Genomic DNA, 17,677 nt, shown 5'->3' with positions numbered 1-17,677 from the left:
GTCAGAGTTCTTCCAGCTGATCGATCATCCGCTCGACAACCGACAGGCCCCGTTTCCAGAAGGCCGGGTCAGACGCATCCAGTCCGAACGGCGCAAGCAACTCCTTGTGCCGCAGGGTGCCGCCCGCCGACAGCATCTCCAGATACTTCTCCTGGAATTTGGGATGGCCCTGCTCGAACAGGTCGTAGAGGGCATTCACCAGACAATCACCGAAGGCATAGGCATAGACATAGAACGGTGAGTGAATGAAATGCGGGATGTAGGACCAGTAGATTCCGTAATCATCGGTGAAGTCGAAAACCGGGCCAAGACTTTCCCGCTGAACATCCATCCAGATTTCACAAATTCGTTCAGACGCAATCTCGCCGGATCGACGCTCGTCATGCACCCGACGCTCAAATTCGTAGAACGCGGTCTGGCGTACCACCGTATTGATCATGTCCTCGATCTTGCCTGCCAGCATGATCTTCCGTTTTGCCGGATCCTGCGTTTTCTTCAGCATGGACTGGAAGGTCAGCATTTCGCCGAAGACAGAAGCTGTTTCAGCCAGTGTCAGCGGTGTGTTTGCCATCAGATTACCGCGCGGTCCGGCCAGCACCTGATGCACACCATGACCAAGCTCATGCGCCAGCGTCATCACGTCCCGCACCTTGCCCTGATAATTCAGCAGGATATAGGGGTGGGCGGACGGCACGGTCGGATGAGCAAACGCCCCCCCGGCCTTGCCCGGTCGCGCCGGGGCGTCGATCCAGCCACCATCGAAAAACTGTTTCCCGATCTTCGACAATTCAGGTGAAAAGGATTCATAGGCCGACAAGACCGTATCAGCAGCTTCGGGCCAGCCAATCTTGCGGTCATCATCTGCCGGCAGAGGCGCATTCCGGTCCCAGTGCTTCAGCTTGTCGAGACCAAGCCATTCCGCCTTGATCTTGTAATACCGGTGCGAAAGACGCGGGTAGGCATCCTGCACAGCAGTCGCCAGCGCATCAACGACCTCGTCCTCAACGGCATTGCCAAGATTACGGGCAGAGACCGGACGGGCATAGTTCCGCCAGTTATCATCCGTCGCCTTGTCCTTGGCCAGTGTGTTTGTAATCAGCGAGAACAGTCGCTTGTTGCTGTTCAGAACCTTGCCGATGCTGGCCGCCGCTGCTGCACGTTTCTCCCGGTCCGGGCTCGACATCAGATCGAATATCTCGGTGGCTGTCAGGTTCTCGTCACCAAGCGGAAAGCGCATATCCGCCATCGTCTCATCGAACAGCCGTACCCAGGCAGAGCGCCCCGTCACATCCAGTTCATGCAGCAGACGCTCCATCTCGTCATCAAGCTGATGTTCCCGGAAGGCGCGGAGGTCGCGCAGCCACGGCTCATAATGCGCTGCTGCCGGGTCTTTCAGCAGGTCCGCCATCCGGTCTTCAGACAACCGGTTCACTTCCAGCGTGAAGAACAGGGTCGCCGTGGAAATATCAGTGATCCGTTCCTGAAGGGTCTGGTAAAAACGACCGACTTCCGGGTCCGAAACATTACCCGCATGCAGCAGTTGCGCATAGCTCATGATGCGCCCGGTAATCTCCGTCAGCGCCTCGAACTCACGGACTGCCTGCCCAAATTTTTTGCCGTCGATTTCTGCCAACCGGCCATGCCATGCCTCCCGGAACCGGGTTGACTCTGTGGCAAGCCTGTCGATGTCAGCCTTCAGTTCCGGACTGTCAGGGCCGGGATAAAGATCGGCCAGATTCCATTCCGGCAATGTTGCAGTCGCAGAGGTGTTGGCATCTTTGGCGGCATTGGGGTTCATGGTCTCTCCGATTGGAAGCATTGAATTCATGTGACATTGATATAGGCACTGACAGCCGACAAATGAAGCGGTGTCAGCAGCAGATGACCGGAATGCGAAAAATCGTCCTATAAGCGATTGTCACAAACCAATTCTGCCGCAAAATAGAGGTCAGGGAGAACGCCAGATGAAATATATGGAATGGACCAGCCTGCCCGCGATGTTTTTTGACTCCGCGGCGAAGCATAAAGACCGGCCTTTCCTCTGGGCCAAGAAGTCCGGCAGCTACAAAGGCCGCAGTTACGGCAAGAGCGCCGAACAGGTCAGCCTGCTGGCACGCGGTCTGGAAGATTGCGGGATCGGCTTTGGTGACCGGGTAGTGCTGGTCAGTGAAAACCGTCCGGAATGGGTTATTGCCGACTTTGCGATCATGGCAAGCGGGGCGATCTCGGTTCCCGCTTACATAACCAATACCGCGGAAGACCACCTCCATATCCTGACCAACGTCACCGCCCGTGCGGCCATTGTGTCGACGGCCCGGCTGCTCCCGCCCCTGCTGGAAGCCGCCAGGAAAAGCGGTTCCGTCAATATCATCATCACGATGGAAGCAACGGACGCCGAAGCACCTGAGGGTATCACCCTGCTGACTCTGGACGAGGTTCTCAAACGCGGCGCCAGGCGGCCCGACCTTGTCTCGGACCGGGTGCGACGTATCAAACGGGCGGACACAGCCTGCATCATCCACACATCCGGAACCGGTGGCGTGCCAAAAGGGGTCACGCTCAGTCACGGATCAATCCTGTTCAACTGTCTCGGTGCTTATGATCTGCTGCTGGAATTCGGTCTCGACCATGAGGTCTTCCTGTCGTTCCTGCCCCTCAGCCATTCTTATGAACATACAGCCGGTCTGGCATTCCCGATCTCGATTGGTGCCGAAATCTACTATGCCGAGGGCATTGAGAAGCTGGCTGGCAACATGCTGGAGGTCCGTCCGACCATCATGACCGCCGTCCCCCGTCTGTATGAGACCATGCGGGCGCGAATCATGCGCGGGCTGGAACAGGGCGGCGGTGCAAAAAAAGCGCTCTTCAACAAGACACTCGACCTGGGCCGGAAAAAATACGAGACGCCCGAAAACTTCAATGCACTGGACAAGCTGACAGACCGGCTGGTCGACAAACTGGTCCGCGACAAGGTCCGCGGCCGGTTCGGCGGGCGCCTGAAGACCCTTGTGTCAGGTGGCGGTCCGCTGAACTACGATGTCGGTCTGTTTTTCACCTCGCTCGGACTGACCATCCTGCAGGGCTACGGGCAGACAGAGTCCGCCCCTGTCATCTCCTGCAACCGTCCGGGCAGCCTGCGTATCGAGACGGTCGGCCCGCCGGTCAAGGATGTGAAGGTCCAGATCGCCCGCGATGGCGAAATTCTGGTCCAGGGCGAACTGGTCATGAAGGGTTACTGGAACGACCCGGACGCAACAAAGGACGTTATCGACGAGAATGGCTGGCTGCATACCGGCGATGTCGGACATATCGACCATAACGGCCATATCGTCATTACTGACCGGAAGAAGGACATCATCGTCAATTCCGGTGGCGACAACATTTCACCACAGCGCGTTGAAGGCATTCTTTCCCTGGAACCGGAAATCGTGCAATGCATGGTCCATGGTGACAAACGCCCTTATCTGGTTGCGCTCATCGTCCCGGACGATGATTTCATCACAAGCTGGGCGGCAGACAACAACAAGATTGCCGATCTCGCCACGCTCGCCCATGACGACGCATTCCAGAAAGCCTTCACGCCGATCCTGTCCCGGGTCAACGAACGGCTGAGCAGTATTGAACGTGTCAGAAAGGTCGTCATCGCCGATGAGCCCTTCACCGTCGATAACGAGCAGATGACACCAACGATGAAGGTCCGCCGCCATATCCTGAAACAGATATATGGCAAGCGGCTGGAAACTCTATACAGCTGAGGTTTAGCCCGGACGTTTGCGGACTTCCGCATAATCCAGCGGCAGCACACTGGTTTCCTTCAGCTCTTCCATGACGAAACTGGAGGAAACCGCTTCGAATTCGCAGCGTGAAATCAGACGTTTATAGACGTTGTCGTATGCCTCGATATCCGGCACCACGATATGGAGCAGATAATCCGTGTCGCCCGACAGCCTGTAGGCCCCGATGATCTCGGGAATCCCCTCCACCGCGCGCTCGAACCGGGCCAGCCAGTCAACACTGTGCCGGCCGGCACGAATATCGACAAACACAGTCTGACCGACATTCATGCGTGCCCGGTCGAGCACGGCGACCCGGCCACGGATATGGCCACTGTCTTCCAGTGCCCGGATTCTTCGCCAGCAGGGGTTCTTCGACAACCCGACCCGGTCCGCTATCTCGGCGACTGTGATTCCCGCATCAAGCTGAAGAATCTCCAGTATCCGAACATCAAAATCATCCAACATCCCAATATTCCATATCTATTTGGGATAAAATCACTCAAATCACCTCATTATTCAAGAAATATGGGACCCCATTACCAGCAGGACCCGATATAGTCCCAATCATCGAAACGCCAGCGGGGAAAGCTCTCATGTCCATCTTCACCGACCATCCGCATTCAGTTGACGAGACCTATTGTGAGCACACGATGTTCGCATGGCGTTTTGCCTTCCGGCTGCTGAAGGCTTCGGCCAAGGCTTTCATGCATGGCATTTTTCCCTTCACCTACATGACCGACGCCAGCGATGAAGTGAAGACACTGGCACGCGAACTCTCGACCCGGACCCCGAAGCCCGCTAGGGTTGGCGACGAAGTTCACGCATCCTGACAGGAAACTGAATGTGTCGCTGGCTGGCCTATTTCGGCAGCCCCATCTGTCTTGAAGACTTGCTCTACGCTCCGGAACATTCCCTGATCGATCAGGGGCGTTCCGCGCGCGAGGGCAAGATTCCGGTCAATGGTGATGGTTTCGGGATTGGCTGGTATGGCCGCCGCCCGGAACCCGGAATATACCGCGAAGTCCTTCCGGTCTGGAATGATCGCAACCTGCGCAGCCTTTCACGCCAGATCGACAGCCGCCTGCTGTTTGCCCATATCAGGGCGTCAACCGGCACGGCCACAACCCGCAGCAACTGTCATCCCTTCGCCGTTGGCCGCTGGATGTTCATGCATAATGGCCAGATCGGTGGCTACATGACAGTCCGGCGTGAACTGGAAGCACTGATTCCGGACAATCTTTATGTCTATCGGGAGGGTGCAACAGATAGCGAGCTGATCTTCCTCCTTGCCCTGGCAAACGGTCTCGACGCAGCACCTGAAAAAGCCATCGCCGAGACCATCCGTCAGGTCGACGAAATCACAAGCCGGCGTGGTATCACGGAACCCACCAAGATGACGGCAGCCTTCAGTGACGGTGAGCGGGTCTTTGCCGTCCGTTATTCAAGTGATGAGTCTGCACCTAGCCTTTACCTCAACTGTTCTGACGGCTCGGCCCTGGTAGCTTCTGAACCGCTGGATGGCATTGCAGACCGCTGGTTTCCCATTGCGCCGGCCGGTATGGTCGTCGTGGAAGGCCCTGACAAGTGCAAGGTCAGACGGATTGACTTTGGAGCAGCCGCCCCTCCCCTCAGTTCGGCCTGATCCGGAAAAGTAAGAAAACGTAAATCTATCAGCCCTATGATGTCAGGATGATACGCAGCCTCGACAGCCTTTCGATATTACTGGTGGATGAGCACCGTGAATCACGCACCCTTTTGCGTGACATGCTCATCACGACCGGTGTCATGGATATTCGGGAAGCAAAGTCCGGCGAAGAAACGCTGAGCATGCTGGCGCAAAAACCAACCGATCTTATTCTCATGGAACTGGGCGCAGACCCGAAAGCGGGTCTCGGCATGGTGAAGGCCATCCGTGACCCCAAACGCTGCAAGACCCCGAAAGTCGCCATCACGGTCGTCACCGGCCTGTCAGACAAACGAAGTGTTCTCGCCGCCCGCGATGCCGGCGTAAACGACTTCATCGCCAAACCGGTTTCAGCAGATGCGCTGCACAAGCGCCTTGACCGGCTGGCGCGAAAACCTCAGGAATTTGTTGAAAACAAAGCCTATTTCGGCCCGGACCGTCGGCGCCGCGAAATCGATATGGGCATCGAACGGCGCGACGAAAACGGCAACTGAGCCTAGCGCTGATTGTAGCTGCGGAACCATTCGATAAAGGCCGGAATACCGACATCAATAGGTGTCGACGGGTTGAAACCCAGATCTTCGCGGATGGCATCAATATCGGCGTAGGTTTCCTGCACATCACCGGGCTGCATTACGTCGAACCGCATGTCAGCCTTCATACCCAGTGAGTCTTCGATCAGGCTGATGAACCGCATCAGGTCTTCGCTGCGGTTATTGCCAATGTTGTAGACACGTTGCGGCGGCGTCTCCACGGGCGGCGTTTCAAGACAGCGGATCACCCCGTCGACAATATCATCGATGAAAGTGAAATCCCGGCGCATGTCACCATTATTGAACACAGTGATCGGCTCGCCAGCCATGATCTTCGAGGCAAAGATATAGGCGGCCATATCAGGCCGTCCCCAGGGACCATAGACGGTAAAGAAACGCAGTCCGGTCAGTGGAATGCCATAGAGGTGCGCATAGGTGTAGGCCATCAGTTCGCCCGACCGCTTGGTCGCGGCATAAAGCGACAATGGCGTATCCACCGGATCCTCAATCGAAAACGGCTGCTTTTCATTCGCTCCGTAAACCGACGAGGAACTGGCATAGACCATGTGCTTCAGGCCATCCATTCTGCGCGCCAGTTCCAGCATGATCAGTTGCCCTTCCACATTGCTGCGGACATAGGAATAAGGGTCGATCAGGGAATGACGGACGCCAGCCTGCGCTGCCAGATGAATAATGCCCGTGACATCGGGAAAGGTCTTCGCCAGTGACAGCATCGCTTCACGGTCGGCGATATCGGCCCGCAAAAACTGAAATCCGGGCTGTGCCTCAAGCCTGTCGAGGCGGGCCTGTTTCAATGCCGGGTCATAATAATCGTTCAGATTATCAATACCGACTACCGCCCTGCCCTGCGCCAGCAAGGCATTGGAAACATGGTAGCCTATGAAGCCAGCCGCGCCGGTCACCAGAATCATTTTTTCGGCCTCATCTTCAATACGAGGTCTCTATACAGGCAGGCATCATTGAAATCACGTCCCTAAAAAGCTTTTTCATGTAATCCACAGCTTGAGACCGAGCGCCGGCACGGCTATCGTCCGGCCACTTTAACGGAGATACAGAAATGACAGACGTTGGCGGCATCGCATCGGAACGGCTTCAGTCCTTTATGGAGCGGGTTGAGCGGCTGGAAGAGGAAAAGAAGGCTCTGATGGATGACATCAAGGATGTCTTCGCAGAAGCCAAGGGAACCGGATTTGATGTGAAAATCATGCGCCAGGTTCTGCGCCTGCGTAAGCTCGACAAGGAAGACCGTCAGGAGCAGGAACATCTGCTTGAACTGTACAAAGCCGCCCTCGGAATGGACTGAGGCGGCCCGCCCCGCATCACCCACCTGCCGGTCAGGCCTGTATTGCTTCCAGTGCCGACCGGATGCTTGCCGGAATTTCCACGGGACGGTTTGTCGTCCGGTCGACGAACACATGGATGAAATAGCCCGATGCCGCGGCTTCGTTCTGGCCTTCCCGGAATATCCCGATTTCATGGCGGACCGATGACCTGCCGATCCGGCCCACCCGCAGGCCTGCCTCGATCACATCGGGATAGGTAACCGGCGAATTATAGGTACAGGAACTTTCGACCACAAAACCGATAGTCGTTCCCTGATGGATATCCAGCCCGCCCTGCTCGATCATGTAGCCATTCACGGCACTGTCGAACCAAGCATAATAGATCACATTATTGACGTGACCGTAGATATCATTATCCGCCCAGCGTGTGGTGATCGGGCGAAAATGCCGATAGGCGTTACGGGTCTCGATAACCTTCTCAGCCAAACTCAGTCTCCTGTCACGAAAGCCACCAGAGCATCGAGTGTCTCGTCCGGTGCTTCACTCATCAGCATATGCCCGGATTTATCAATTATCTGAACGCGGCTGCCTGAAATCATGGCCGCCAGCTTCCGGGCAGACCGGGCCGGCGTCATCCGGTCGCGCCCCCCCAGCAGGAACAGGGTCGGGCAAGTAACCTTCGCGGCTGCCTGCGGTCCTGTCTTCCAGTCATCACAGGCTTTCAGATCTGTATGGAGAACACCCGCCGCGGCGGCCCCAAACAGCCGCACAGCTCCGCCTATCATCCACATACCGGGCGCCCGGTTACCACCGACATGACCGGCGGGTCCATGCCCCCAGGCCGTCATCGACAGACAGGCCTGCTCTGGCCGCTCCAGGGCATCGGCCAGCAGGGCCGGATGAACCGGAATGGCTTCGGACACACCCAGCAAAGCCAGTTTCCCGGCGCCGCCTCCCAGTCGTGCCGCAACTTCCAGCGCAACTGCGGCCCCCATTGAATGACCGACAAGCACAGGTCTTACAGCCCCGACAGCCTCCAGCAGGTCCACAACGCAATCCGCCATCTCGTCAACAGATTCAAGGGCGGGTCCGGCCGATCGACCATGCCCGGGCAGGTCAATCGCGAGCACGCCATAGCCATGCCAGGCAAACCAGCGACTTTGCAGCGGCCAGCAACTGTGATCCAGTGAAGCACCGTGAATGAAGATGACCGTCGGAAGCTTCGTGTCAAAACGGGTACCGCCGGTTGCCGCAAAGATATCCCTGCCTTTGACAGTTATCTGCATGATCAGCCCCGCTGTGACGCTTTGAGCGCCTGATCGAGATCACCCGTCAGGTCAGCCAGATCTTCCAGCCCGACGGACAGGCGAATCAGTTCCTCACCAATACCTGCTGATTTCAGGGCCTCCGCGCTCATCTGCTGATGGGTGGTACTGGCGGGATGGATAACCAGCGACTTGGCATCACCGATATTGGCGAGATGCGAGAACAGCTCCAGCCGTTCGATGAACTTCCGTCCGGCCTCACGCCCTCCCCTGATCCCGAAACTGAAAATCGCACCCGCCCCCTTCGGCAGCAGACGCTGGGCAAGGTCATAGTCGGGGTGACTCGGCAGACCGGGATAGCTGACCCAGTCCACTGCATCATGCGCCTCCAGATGTTGCGCAATAGCCTGAGCATTTGCCGTATGCCGCGCCATGCGCAGCGGCAGCGTCTCGACGCCCTGAAGAATATAGAAAGCATTGGTGGGGCTGATGCAGGCGCCGAAATCCCGCAATCCCTCGGCGCGGGCCCGCATGATCATGGCGGCGGGACCAAACTCCTCGGCAAAGTCGAGGCCATGATAACCGTCATAGGGTTCGGTCAGGGTCGGGAATTTCCCTGATGCTTCCCAGTCGAACTGACCGGAGTCGACAATGACCCCGCCGATAGAGGTTCCATGCCCCCCCAGAAACTTGGTCATCGAATGCATGATGATATCGACACCCAGCACTGCCGGCTGAATCAGGTAAGGCGTTGTGAATGTCGAATCGACCATCAGCGGCAGACCGGCCTCATGCGCCAGTTCAGCAATCAGCGGCAGATTCGCGACTTCCATTCCGGGATTGCCGATCGCCTCAGTGAAAACCAGCCGGGTCTCCGGTCGGATTGCAGCACGAAAGGCATCGACATCACGCGGGTCAACCAAGGTGGTCTCAATCCCGAACCTTGGCAGGGTATGGACAAACATGTTGTTGCTGCCGCCGTAAATCTTCGACGATGCAACGATATGTCCTCCGGCCCCCATCAGCGTCACAATCGCCAGATGCAGCGCCGCCTGACCGCTGGCTGTGCAGACCGCGCCAACACCACCTTCCAGCGCCGCCATCCGCTCTTCCAGCACTGCCGTCGTCGGATTCGATATCCGGCTGTAGATGTGACCCGCCCGTTCCATATTGAACAGGGCGGCCGCATGGTCGGTATCTTTGAAGACGTAGGATGTCGTCTGATAAATCGGCGTGGCACGGGCACCCGTGACCGGGTCCGGTTGTTGACCGGCATGCAGACTAAGTGAATCGAACTGAAGGAATCTGGAATCCGCCATTCAGTACGCCCTCCTGGTTCTGACCGTCTTTCCGGTCTGGCAAAAAGAAAGGGCCGTCCCCCCGACGGCCCCTTCCAACCCAAACGTTTTTGACGCCTCAACCGGTCAAACTCGCTTATGCGGCAATACTGTGTTCGAACCAGCCTTGCGGGTCAAGAGGGAAAAAATTCTACCGATATTGACCCGGGCTGCCCGAGGCCGAAAAAAGAGCCGCCAGATCAGGCGGCTCAGTTTCAACAGGGAGGCGTTTTTTGCACACTCAGAACTGCCCGGAATGAAAGAAGATTGAGGGGATCCGGGCTTCATGCCGGAACAATTCGTAGTAATTCCGACATGAATATTATCAGCGATTCAAACGCCAAAAACAATTGTCCAGACACAGGCTGTACTTAAGATGCTGAAATAAAAAGGTATAAAATTATATCTTATGGTGACAGATGATAGTCATCTTCGGCTGATTTATCTGATTCATGGCGAATCGATACATCTCTGACCTGCTGATCGCTTCCATGGTCAAGATATTTCACATCCAAAATCAGATCATGATTTAAAAAATGCCTCGGCTCCGGACCGGGCTGAGTGCTTTGCTGCAATCTTTTCTTCAGCCCGACCTATTTCAGACCTCAGTTCTTCTATGTAGTCGTTCAGCGCCTCAATCGACAACACATCCAGATCCGGTTGCTGAAGGATCGGTTTCTTTTTAATCGGTTCATCCCAGTCCATCTCAATCGCTCCCAACATTTGCAATGACCATGCGGACATATTAACTCCACACATAACCACGGAGGCAAGAATGACAATTCCGCAGACCATGACCTGCATCGAAATTACCGAACCCGGAAAACCGGATGTTCTGAAGCCCGCGACACGCGATGTCCCGGCACCCGGCGCCGGTGACGTGCTGATCCGGGTTGAAGTGGCCGGCGTCAATCGCCCTGATGTGGCGCAGCGTGCCGGGGTTTACCCGCCGCCACCCGGTGCATCTGACCTGCCCGGCCTCGAAGTATCCGGAACCATTGCCTCACTCGGCGAGGGAGTCTCCGGTCTTGCCGTTGGCGATCAGGTCTGTGCCCTGACACCCGGCGGCGCCTATGCCGAGTACTGCGTCACTTCCGCCGCACAATGCCTGCCCTGGCCGAAAGGCTATGACGCCCTTCAGGCCGCCGCCCTGCCGGAAAACTATTTCACGGTCTGGCACAATGTCTTTGAACGCGGCAGCCTGAAGCCCGGAGAAAAGTTTCTCGTCCATGGCGGATCAAGCGGTATCGGAACGACCGCTATCCAGCTCGCCAAGGCGCTGGGGGCAACCGTTTATACCACGGCCGGCAGCGATGAGAAATGTGCCGCCTGTGTCGAGATCGGCGCTGATCTGGCAGTTAATTACCGGACAGAAAGCTTTGAGGAAAAGATCCGGGAACATGCCGGAAAGTCAGGTGTGGATGTCATCCTCGACATGGTTGGCGGTGATTACTTCCTGCCCAATATGAAACTTCTGGCAGTGGAAGGACGTCTCGTACAGATCGCTACTCTCGGCGGGCCGAAAGCCTCCATTCATCTGGCGCAGATGATGGTCAAACGGCAGACCATTACCGGGTCAACGCTTCGGCCCCAGTCGAACGACGTCAAGGCACGGATTGCCAATGGCTTGCGGGAAACGGCATGGCCACTGCTCGATCAGGGAGACATCCGCCCCCTGATCCACGCAACCTTTCCGCTACAGGACGCAGCCAAGGCGCATGCCCTTATGGAAAGCTCCAGCCACATCGGCAAGATCATGCTGACAATCCAATAGCAGAAAGCCGGTTTGACCATGCAAAGCCCGCCCGCTATAAGCGGCGGGCTGGAGGTTTGCGCGACCCCGGCAGATCCGGATATCGAAGAGAGACACTGACGAGCCGCCTGCGCTGCGGACGAATGATGGAGTCGACAATGGCCCAACCACTTATGCCCAAAGCAACCGCCGTCTGGCTGGTTGAAAACACGACCCTGACCTTCGAGCAGATCGCTGCCTTCTGTGGCATGCATGAACTTGAAATACAGGCCATTGCAGATAACGAAGTCGCCATCGGCATGAACGGGATGGACCCGGTCACAAACGGGCAGCTGACCGCAGAAGAAATCAAACGCTGTGAAGGCGATGAGAATGCTTCTCTGAAAATGGCCCGGAGCGAAAATCCGCGCCCGCGTTCACGCCCCAAGGGTGCCCGCTATACGCCGGTTTCAAAACGGCAGGATCGTCCGGACGCCATTCTGTGGCTGCTCAAATATCATCCGGAGCTGACCGACGCGCAGATTTCACGGCTTATCGGCACGACCAAGAATACCATCAATGCGATTCGCGAGAAATCACACTGGAACTCCCAGCAGTTGACGCCGCGCGATCCGGTCGGGCTAGGTCTGTGCATGTCGGCTGATCTTGAAAAGGCTGTTGTCGTCGCTCGTGGCCGGGCGGCACGCGCCGGGACTCCGGTTGTGCAGAATACTGAAGACTCAGCCGAAACGGGACTGGACGGAACATCAGAAAACGACTAGCTTCTGATTGGCGGGGAATTGGTTTGGATAACAGTGATGTACCATGCACCCTCTTCAGAATCTCACCGTCCTTCTGGTTGAAGATACCTGGCAGATAAGAAATCTGCTGACATCGATTCTCACGCAGCTTGGTTTTGGCAAAGTCATCCGCGCCAGTAATGGTGCGGAAGCCATACAACTGATCAAGCTGATGCGTGATAATCCGGTGAAAGCCGGATTCTCAAATATTGATCTCGTGCTCAGTGACTGGGTTATGGACCCTGTTGATGGCCCCATGCTGCTCCGCTGGATTCGCCGTCATAAGGAGAGCCCGGATCGTTTCATGCCCTTCGTCATGATCAGTGCCTATTCTGATGATGCCCGCGTCGAAATGGCGCGCGATCTCGGGGTGAACGAATTCCTCTCGAAGCCTTTCACGGTGCGTGAGGTAGCCCGGCATCTGGAAGCGGTTGTCCGCGACGGACGGGAATTCTGCCGAACATCCATCTATTTCGGACCAAACCGGCGCCGTAAACGGGAAGCGCCCGATATGGGAGAACGCCGTGTTCACAAGAAAAACGGCGACGTCATCAAGTCATCCAAAGACTTTGGTATCCGGTTCTATCCACAACCCCGGACCCTGATTTCCAAACTCGTCTCTGGCGGGGATATCTCCCCGGATGTCCTGTTTGACTGGGACAAACTGGAAGACATGGAGCAGGATCTCGACCGGTTTTCTGAAGATTTCATGGACTGGACGGCTGAGTATCTTCAGCAATTGCAGGTCTATTACAAAGCTGCAGCAGACCTGCCGGAAGACAAGCGCAAGCCTCCCCTCGTCAAGATCAGCATGATTGCGCATGAACTCAGGGGCCAGGGCGGGGTCTTCGGTTATCCGCTGATTTCATCCATTGCCGAATCGCTGTTCGATCTGACGCATCAGATGCTGGATCGCAGCGACGACAGCCTCAAACTGGTAAAAGAACATCTGGACGCACTGAAAGCGGTGCTGCGTGAAAAGGTTCGCGGTGATGGCGGGGGGCTCGGCATTGCTCTCATGCAGGCCCTGCAGATGGCGAACCGGAAGTTCATCAGTCGCTCAAAAGCATCACACCTCGTCTCCCGGCGCTTTGTTCTGCAGAACAGCTACAGTCAGGAAGACCTCGACAAGCGTGGCAGCGAAATGCGCAAGCCTGGCCATATCCAGAAATTCGGTGACCAGCCATCAGCGGAATAAGCCGCGCTTCACCGCTCCGAAAGAACCCGCTGTCCTGACATCAGATCAGAACAGCGGGCCGAAACAGACAGTCCGCCAGGCTCAGTCCTCAGCAACCGGAGCCAGATAGTTCAGCGGCAGGCGGCCACCATCAGCATAGATTGTCTGGCCGGTAATATAGGACGCCTCTCCACTGGCGAGGAAAGATGCAACCGACGCGATTTCGGAAGGCTCACCCAGCCTGCCTGCCGGTGTCCGCGACATCACCGTACGATTGGCGTTCGGGTCTTTCGCCAGTACTGATTTCAGCATATCCGTACCGATGCTTCCCGGGCCGATCGCGTTCACCCGGATACCATGACCGACCAGTGACAGCGACATCACCTTTGTCAGCTGATTGAGACCACCCTTACTGACGCAATAGGGTACCTGAGTCGGAATGGCGACCACGGCGTTGATGGAAGACATCAAGATGATGGAACCTCCCTCGCCCTGTTTCACCATCTGTCTTGCCGACGCCTGACCAGCCAGAAACGCGCCTTTCAGATTGACCCGGATAACCTTGTCGAAATCAGCCTCTTCGATATCGAGAAAGTCTGCGGTATGGACGATACCCGCGTTGCAGACACAGGTATCAAGGCGCCCGAAGTTGTCCACGGCAGCCTTTACGGCCTTCGCAACATCATCCGCATTACCAACATCGCCGGTGACCGCAACTGCATTGCCTTCACTGCCGCTGATTGCCTTTACCGTTGCCGCAGCCTTGTCACCGTCAACATCGAAAACCACGACCTTCGCACCTTCCGACGCGAACCGGGCAGCAACAGCCTGACCAATTCCCTGCCCGGCCCCTGTGACCAGTACGCTTGTTCCTTCGTGACGCATGTTCTCGATCCTTCTATGTAATAGTCCGTGGCTTGACAGCCTTGTGCCGACAGCTTGCAATCCGTCGCCTGAAAACTCAAACGGGAGCATCGAAATGAACACCGCATCGCCCTATGCTATTGGTCTCGACAAGACCGAAGCAAACTATACGCCGCTCAGTCCGTTGAGTTTTATAGAACGCACAGCAAGTGTTTACCCTGATCATATCGCCATCATTCACGGCGATATCAGACGCAGCTGGTCAGAAACCTACAGACGCTGCCGCCAGCTTGCCAGCGCACTGGCAGGCCGGGGCATCAAGCGTGGCGACACCGTCGCTGTGATGGCTGCAAACACCCCCGAACTCTTTGAGGCCCATTACGGTGTCCCGATGACCGGTGCTGTTCTGAACGCTCTCAATGTACGGCTGGATGCACCGACCATCGCCTTCATTCTGGACCACGGAGAGGCAAAGATACTGCTGACCGACCGGGAATTTTCAGCCACGATTCGTGAGGCACTGACACTTTGCAAGGCTGCCCCTCTCGTTATCGATATTGATGACCCCCTGTATGATGGCGGGGACCTGGTCGGCGAGATGGATTACGAAGCCTTCATCAGCAGCGGGGACCCGGAATTCACCTGGTCACTGCCCGGTGACGAATGGGACGCGATTTCGCTGAATTACACATCCGGCACAACCGGTGACCCGAAAGGGGTCGTCTATCATCACCGTGGGGCCTATCTGAATGCTACCAGCAATATTGTCGGCTGGAATCTGGCGCACCACCCGGTCTATCTCTGGACCCTGCCAATGTTTCACTGCAACGGCTGGTGCTTTCCCTGGAGCCTGGCCGCCGTTGCCGGAACATCGGTCTGCCTGCGCCGGGTGACCGCTGCCAATATCTACAACGCCATTGCCGATCAGGGTGTAACTCACTTCTGCGGGGCCCCGATTGTTCTCAATTTCATCGTCAATGCCGGCGATGAGGAAGTGCGCGACTTTGATCATCAGGTTCAGGTCATGACAGCCGCCGCACCGCCGCCTGCATCCGTCCTTGAAGCCATGGAGGAACGCGGTTTCAGAATGACCCATGTCTATGGCCTGACGGAGACTTATGGCCCTGCTGTCATCTGCTCCTGGCACGACGAATGGGACAATCTCCCGAGCCGGGAAAAAGCTGCGAAGAAGGCCCGTCAGGGAGTCCGGTATCACATGCTTCAGGGGCTTACCGTCATGGACCCCGACAGCATGACCGAAGTCCCGAAAGACGGGGAAACGATGGGTGAGGTGATGTTCAGGGGAAACGTCGTCATGAAGGGCTATCTGAAGAACCCGAAGACGACGCAGGCATCCCTCTCCGGCGGCTGGTTCCATTCCGGAGATCTCGGCGTCATGCATCCGGATGGGTATATCGAACTCAAGGACCGGTCGAAGGACATCATCATTTCCGGTGGCGAGAATATTTCCTCCATCGAGGTGGAAAGCGTGCTCTACCGGCATCCCGCAGTACTGGAAGCCGCTGTTGTCGCCAAACAGGATGATAAGTGGGGCGAGACCCCCTGTGCCTTCATCGAACTGAAAAAATCAGCAGGCAATGTCACAGCAGAAGAAATCATCGCCTATTGCCGCGAGAACATGGCCCATTACAAGGCACCGAAAACGGTGATATTTGGCCCGCTGCCGAAAACCTCTACCGGCAAGGTACAGAAGTATGTCCTCAGGAAAACGGCCGACGCTGCATAGCGCCGGCCGCTCCGGAGACAAAAAAACCGGCAGCGTGCCGGTTGATATCGTCAGTGTTTCAGTTGCTTCAGTTCATCCTTCAGATGCAGCTTCTGTTTTTTCAGTGCCGCTATTGCGGACTGATCCGGAAGGGGGCGGTGTTCTTCAACCTCAATCGCATGTTCCAGTTCCACATGTTTTCGCTCCAGTGATTGAATACGTCCAGCTTCGGCCATAAGCGCCTCCTTCTGTGATTGTGAATCAAAAACCTAACAACAATATACTAGGAAGGTTAGCATGGCCCCGCTACCCCTTCCTGTCAGAAAAGGTTCAAAAAAGTGTCAGCAAAAAACAGAATGATCGTCGGAATCAGTGGCGCGTCCGGCGTCATCTATGGGGTGCGGATGCTGGAAATGCTCCGAAAGCTCGGGATTGAGAGCCATCTGGTGATGAGCAAGTCAGCAGAAATTACGCTGGCATATGAAATGGACATGAAAGTCGCCGCTGTTCGCGCGCTCGCAGATTATAACTATCCGATGGAGGATATCGGTGCGGCGCCCTCCTCCGGCTCATTCCGGACGCTCGGGATGATCGTTGCCCCCTGCTCGATTCGCTCGATGTCGGAAATCGCCACCGGGGTAACCGCCAACCTGCTGACACGGGCTGCGGATGTCACCCTGAAGGAACGCCGCCGGCTGGTTCTCATGGTGCGGGAAACCCCGCTGCATAGCGGTCATCTGCGGAATATGCTGTCCCTGTCCGACATGGGGGCAATCATTGCACCACCGGTCCCCGCCTTTTACGCCCGTCCGGACAGCATTGATGATCTGGTCAACCATTCCGTTGGCCGCGTTCTGGACCTGTTCGACCTTGATGCCGGCAATCTCAGGCGCTGGGGAGAAACCGGGGGATCCGGCAAGACGCCCCGGGCGACGAAGAAAGCTCAGTAAAGCGCCGCATCGACCAGTGTCCCAAGCGACTGATCATCAGGCGGCCCGCCAGACAATGTTGCCAGATAGGCTTCAAGCGCCCGGCGCATGGCAACTGATCGGTCTGCCGCCGCCAGAGACACAGGTCTGTAGCTGAATTCGAGGCCATAGAGCAGATCCTGTTCATGCTGCTCGGCGGTCAGTTCAAGCCGCTTTACCGATGACCGGAACGACTCTGCCTCTGTTGCCTCTGCCCCCAGACTGTCTGATTTCAGTTTAGTGCGAATCTGACGCAACGGTATAACAACCTCGCGGTGCCAGCGGCCGGATGCTGTAACGACAGCTTCGATATCTGTGTCCGAAACCGCGATGCCACGGGCAGCAAGCCAGCACAGATACAACAGAATATTCACATCTGCGCCAAATGCGGCCTGAATTCGCAGACAGGCAGCAGGAACTTCTGCCTGCCCATAAACCCTTAGCGAAAAATCCCAGAATGGGTTATCCATCACCTTGCCTCACCGTGGCATTTACCTGAAATCAAGCGACT

Annotated in this window: 20 protein-coding genes; 10 read left to right on the top strand and 10 right to left on the bottom strand. The window is 56.5% G+C overall.

All coding sequences use genetic code 11. The annotated features are described in order from the left end of the window. Position 1: 1 nt before the first annotated feature. A complete protein-coding gene (locus tag GH722_13980; protein ID MRG72872.1) occupies positions 2-1,798 on the bottom strand; it encodes a M3 family oligoendopeptidase in 1,797 nt (598 codons plus the stop codon). Positions 1,799-1,964: 166 nt separating this feature from the next. On the opposite strand from GH722_13980, the gene GH722_13975 reads away from it, so the two are divergent. Further along, positions 1,965-3,755 (top strand): AMP-binding protein, encoded by a 1,791-nt coding sequence (locus GH722_13975; GenBank protein MRG72871.1) that lies wholly within the window; start codon positions 1,965-1,967, stop codon positions 3,753-3,755. A 3-nt stretch (positions 3,756-3,758) separates the two neighbouring features. Here the strand turns inward: GH722_13975 and GH722_13970 are convergent, their stop codons facing one another. Continuing rightward, positions 3,759-4,238 carry a winged helix-turn-helix transcriptional regulator gene (locus GH722_13970; GenBank protein ID MRG72870.1) on the bottom strand — a complete coding sequence of 160 codons (480 nt, stop codon included), beginning with the start codon at positions 4,236-4,238 and terminating at the stop codon, positions 3,759-3,761. A 131-nt stretch (positions 4,239-4,369) separates the two neighbouring features. On the opposite strand from GH722_13970, the gene GH722_13965 reads away from it, so the two are divergent. Genes GH722_13965 through GH722_13955 form a run of 3 tightly spaced genes read left to right on the top strand, consistent with a single transcriptional unit; the run spans position 4,370 to position 5,954 of the window. Then, complete coding sequence (locus GH722_13965; GenBank protein ID MRG72869.1) at positions 4,370-4,606, top strand: hypothetical protein; 237 nt, start codon at positions 4,370-4,372, stop codon at positions 4,604-4,606. A gap of 11 nt (positions 4,607-4,617) precedes the next feature. Beyond that, positions 4,618-5,418 (top strand): class II glutamine amidotransferase, encoded by an 801-nt coding sequence (locus GH722_13960; GenBank protein MRG72868.1) that lies wholly within the window; start codon positions 4,618-4,620, stop codon positions 5,416-5,418. A gap of 47 nt (positions 5,419-5,465) precedes the next feature. After that, positions 5,466-5,954, top strand: a complete 489-nt coding sequence (locus GH722_13955) for a response regulator (GenBank protein ID MRG72867.1) — start codon at positions 5,466-5,468, stop codon at positions 5,952-5,954. A gap of 2 nt (positions 5,955-5,956) precedes the next feature. On the opposite strand, the gene GH722_13950 is transcribed toward GH722_13955, so the two are convergent. After that, on the bottom strand, positions 5,957-6,925 hold the full coding sequence (locus GH722_13950; protein MRG72866.1) for an NAD-dependent epimerase/dehydratase family protein: 969 nt from the start codon (positions 6,923-6,925) through the stop codon (positions 5,957-5,959). Between the two features lie 146 nt (positions 6,926-7,071). Here GH722_13950 and GH722_13945 point away from each other — a divergent pair, with 146 nt between their 5' ends. Then, complete coding sequence (locus tag GH722_13945) at positions 7,072-7,317, top strand: DUF2312 domain-containing protein (GenBank protein MRG72865.1); 246 nt, start codon at positions 7,072-7,074, stop codon at positions 7,315-7,317. A gap of 31 nt (positions 7,318-7,348) precedes the next feature. Here GH722_13945 and GH722_13940 read toward each other — a convergent pair whose 3' ends face one another. The 4 genes from GH722_13940 to GH722_13925 all read right to left on the bottom strand — a co-directional run bounded on the left by GH722_13940 (position 7,349) and on the right by GH722_13925 (position 10,604). Further along, positions 7,349-7,783 (bottom strand): acyl-CoA thioesterase, encoded by a 435-nt coding sequence (locus GH722_13940; protein MRG72864.1) that lies wholly within the window; start codon positions 7,781-7,783, stop codon positions 7,349-7,351. 2 nt (positions 7,784-7,785) lie between these two features. Beyond that, entirely contained in the window at positions 7,786-8,583 is a 798-nt protein-coding gene (locus tag GH722_13935; protein MRG72863.1) for an alpha/beta fold hydrolase, read from the bottom strand. A gap of 2 nt (positions 8,584-8,585) precedes the next feature. Beyond that, on the bottom strand, positions 8,586-9,881 hold the full coding sequence (locus GH722_13930) for an O-acetylhomoserine aminocarboxypropyltransferase (protein ID MRG72862.1): 1,296 nt from the start codon (positions 9,879-9,881) through the stop codon (positions 8,586-8,588). A 540-nt stretch (positions 9,882-10,421) separates the two neighbouring features. Further along, positions 10,422-10,604 carry a DUF1192 family protein gene (locus GH722_13925; protein ID MRG72861.1) on the bottom strand — a complete coding sequence of 61 codons (183 nt, stop codon included), beginning with the start codon at positions 10,602-10,604 and terminating at the stop codon, positions 10,422-10,424. 70 nt (positions 10,605-10,674) lie between these two features. On the opposite strand from GH722_13925, the gene GH722_13920 reads away from it, so the two are divergent. The 3 genes from GH722_13920 to GH722_13910 all read left to right on the top strand — a co-directional run bounded on the left by GH722_13920 (position 10,675) and on the right by GH722_13910 (position 13,629). Continuing rightward, positions 10,675-11,673, top strand: coding sequence for a zinc-binding dehydrogenase (locus GH722_13920; protein MRG72860.1), 999 nt, complete (start codon positions 10,675-10,677; stop codon positions 11,671-11,673). Between the two features lie 137 nt (positions 11,674-11,810). Continuing rightward, a complete protein-coding gene (locus GH722_13915) occupies positions 11,811-12,413 on the top strand; it encodes a DUF1013 domain-containing protein (protein ID MRG72859.1) in 603 nt (200 codons plus the stop codon). 43 nt (positions 12,414-12,456) lie between these two features. Then, positions 12,457-13,629 carry a response regulator gene (locus GH722_13910; GenBank protein ID MRG72858.1) on the top strand — a complete coding sequence of 391 codons (1,173 nt, stop codon included), beginning with the start codon at positions 12,457-12,459 and terminating at the stop codon, positions 13,627-13,629. Positions 13,630-13,710: 81 nt separating this feature from the next. Here the strand turns inward: GH722_13910 and GH722_13905 are convergent, their stop codons facing one another. Beyond that, the gene (locus GH722_13905) at positions 13,711-14,493 is read right to left on the bottom strand and encodes a glucose 1-dehydrogenase (GenBank protein MRG72857.1); all 783 of its coding nucleotides are present in this window, start codon (positions 14,491-14,493) and stop codon (positions 13,711-13,713) included. A 94-nt stretch (positions 14,494-14,587) separates the two neighbouring features. Between GH722_13905 and GH722_13900 the strand changes: the two genes are divergently transcribed. Next, positions 14,588-16,219, top strand: coding sequence for an AMP-binding protein (locus GH722_13900; GenBank protein MRG72856.1), 1,632 nt, complete (start codon positions 14,588-14,590; stop codon positions 16,217-16,219). Positions 16,220-16,269: 50 nt separating this feature from the next. On the opposite strand, the gene GH722_13895 is transcribed toward GH722_13900, so the two are convergent. After that, positions 16,270-16,434 carry a DUF465 domain-containing protein gene (locus tag GH722_13895; GenBank protein MRG72855.1) on the bottom strand — a complete coding sequence of 55 codons (165 nt, stop codon included), beginning with the start codon at positions 16,432-16,434 and terminating at the stop codon, positions 16,270-16,272. 120 nt (positions 16,435-16,554) lie between these two features. Here GH722_13895 and GH722_13890 point away from each other — a divergent pair, with 120 nt between their 5' ends. Beyond that, the gene (locus GH722_13890) at positions 16,555-17,148 is read left to right on the top strand and encodes a UbiX family flavin prenyltransferase (GenBank protein MRG72854.1); all 594 of its coding nucleotides are present in this window, start codon (positions 16,555-16,557) and stop codon (positions 17,146-17,148) included. Here GH722_13890 and GH722_13885 read toward each other — a convergent pair. Continuing rightward, positions 17,142-17,636, bottom strand: a complete 495-nt coding sequence (locus GH722_13885; GenBank protein MRG72853.1) for a TIGR02444 family protein — start codon at positions 17,634-17,636, stop codon at positions 17,142-17,144. The genes GH722_13890 and GH722_13885 overlap by 7 nt on opposite strands. Positions 17,637-17,677: the final 41 nt, after the last annotated feature.

It is taken from the genome of Alphaproteobacteria bacterium HT1-32 (assembly GCA_009649675.1).
Lineage (GTDB): Bacteria > Pseudomonadota > Alphaproteobacteria > Rhodospirillales > HT1-32 > HT1-32.
The sequence above is the reverse complement of the archived record's forward strand: the minus strand, read 5'-3'. Positions and strand labels throughout refer to the sequence as shown.

Coding starts and splice junctions, on each gene's coding strand:
- GH722_13980 (MRG72872.1), bottom strand. CDS start 1,798: ATGAACCCCAATGCCGCCAAAGATGCCAACACCTCTGCGACTGCAACA.
- GH722_13975 (MRG72871.1), top strand. CDS start 1,965: ATGAAATATATGGAATGGACCAGCCTGCCCGCGATGTTTTTTGACTCC.
- GH722_13965 (MRG72869.1), top strand. CDS start 4,370: ATGTCCATCTTCACCGACCATCCGCATTCAGTTGACGAGACCTATTGT.
- GH722_13960 (MRG72868.1), top strand. CDS start 4,618: ATGTGTCGCTGGCTGGCCTATTTCGGCAGCCCCATCTGTCTTGAAGAC.
- GH722_13955 (MRG72867.1), top strand. CDS start 5,466: ATGATACGCAGCCTCGACAGCCTTTCGATATTACTGGTGGATGAGCAC.
- GH722_13950 (MRG72866.1), bottom strand. CDS start 6,925: ATGATTCTGGTGACCGGCGCGGCTGGCTTCATAGGCTACCATGTTTCC.
- GH722_13945 (MRG72865.1), top strand. CDS start 7,072: ATGACAGACGTTGGCGGCATCGCATCGGAACGGCTTCAGTCCTTTATG.
- GH722_13935 (MRG72863.1), bottom strand. CDS start 8,583: ATGCAGATAACTGTCAAAGGCAGGGATATCTTTGCGGCAACCGGCGGT.
- GH722_13930 (MRG72862.1), bottom strand. CDS start 9,881: ATGGCGGATTCCAGATTCCTTCAGTTCGATTCACTTAGTCTGCATGCC.
- GH722_13925 (MRG72861.1), bottom strand. CDS start 10,604: ATGGACTGGGATGAACCGATTAAAAAGAAACCGATCCTTCAGCAACCG.
- GH722_13920 (MRG72860.1), top strand. CDS start 10,675: ATGACAATTCCGCAGACCATGACCTGCATCGAAATTACCGAACCCGGA.
- GH722_13915 (MRG72859.1), top strand. CDS start 11,811: ATGGCCCAACCACTTATGCCCAAAGCAACCGCCGTCTGGCTGGTTGAA.
- GH722_13910 (MRG72858.1), top strand. CDS start 12,457: ATGCACCCTCTTCAGAATCTCACCGTCCTTCTGGTTGAAGATACCTGG.
- GH722_13905 (MRG72857.1), bottom strand. CDS start 14,493: ATGCGTCACGAAGGAACAAGCGTACTGGTCACAGGGGCCGGGCAGGGA.
- GH722_13900 (MRG72856.1), top strand. CDS start 14,588: ATGAACACCGCATCGCCCTATGCTATTGGTCTCGACAAGACCGAAGCA.
- GH722_13895 (MRG72855.1), bottom strand. CDS start 16,434: ATGGCCGAAGCTGGACGTATTCAATCACTGGAGCGAAAACATGTGGAA.
- GH722_13890 (MRG72854.1), top strand. CDS start 16,555: ATGATCGTCGGAATCAGTGGCGCGTCCGGCGTCATCTATGGGGTGCGG.
- GH722_13885 (MRG72853.1), bottom strand. CDS start 17,636: ATGGATAACCCATTCTGGGATTTTTCGCTAAGGGTTTATGGGCAGGCA.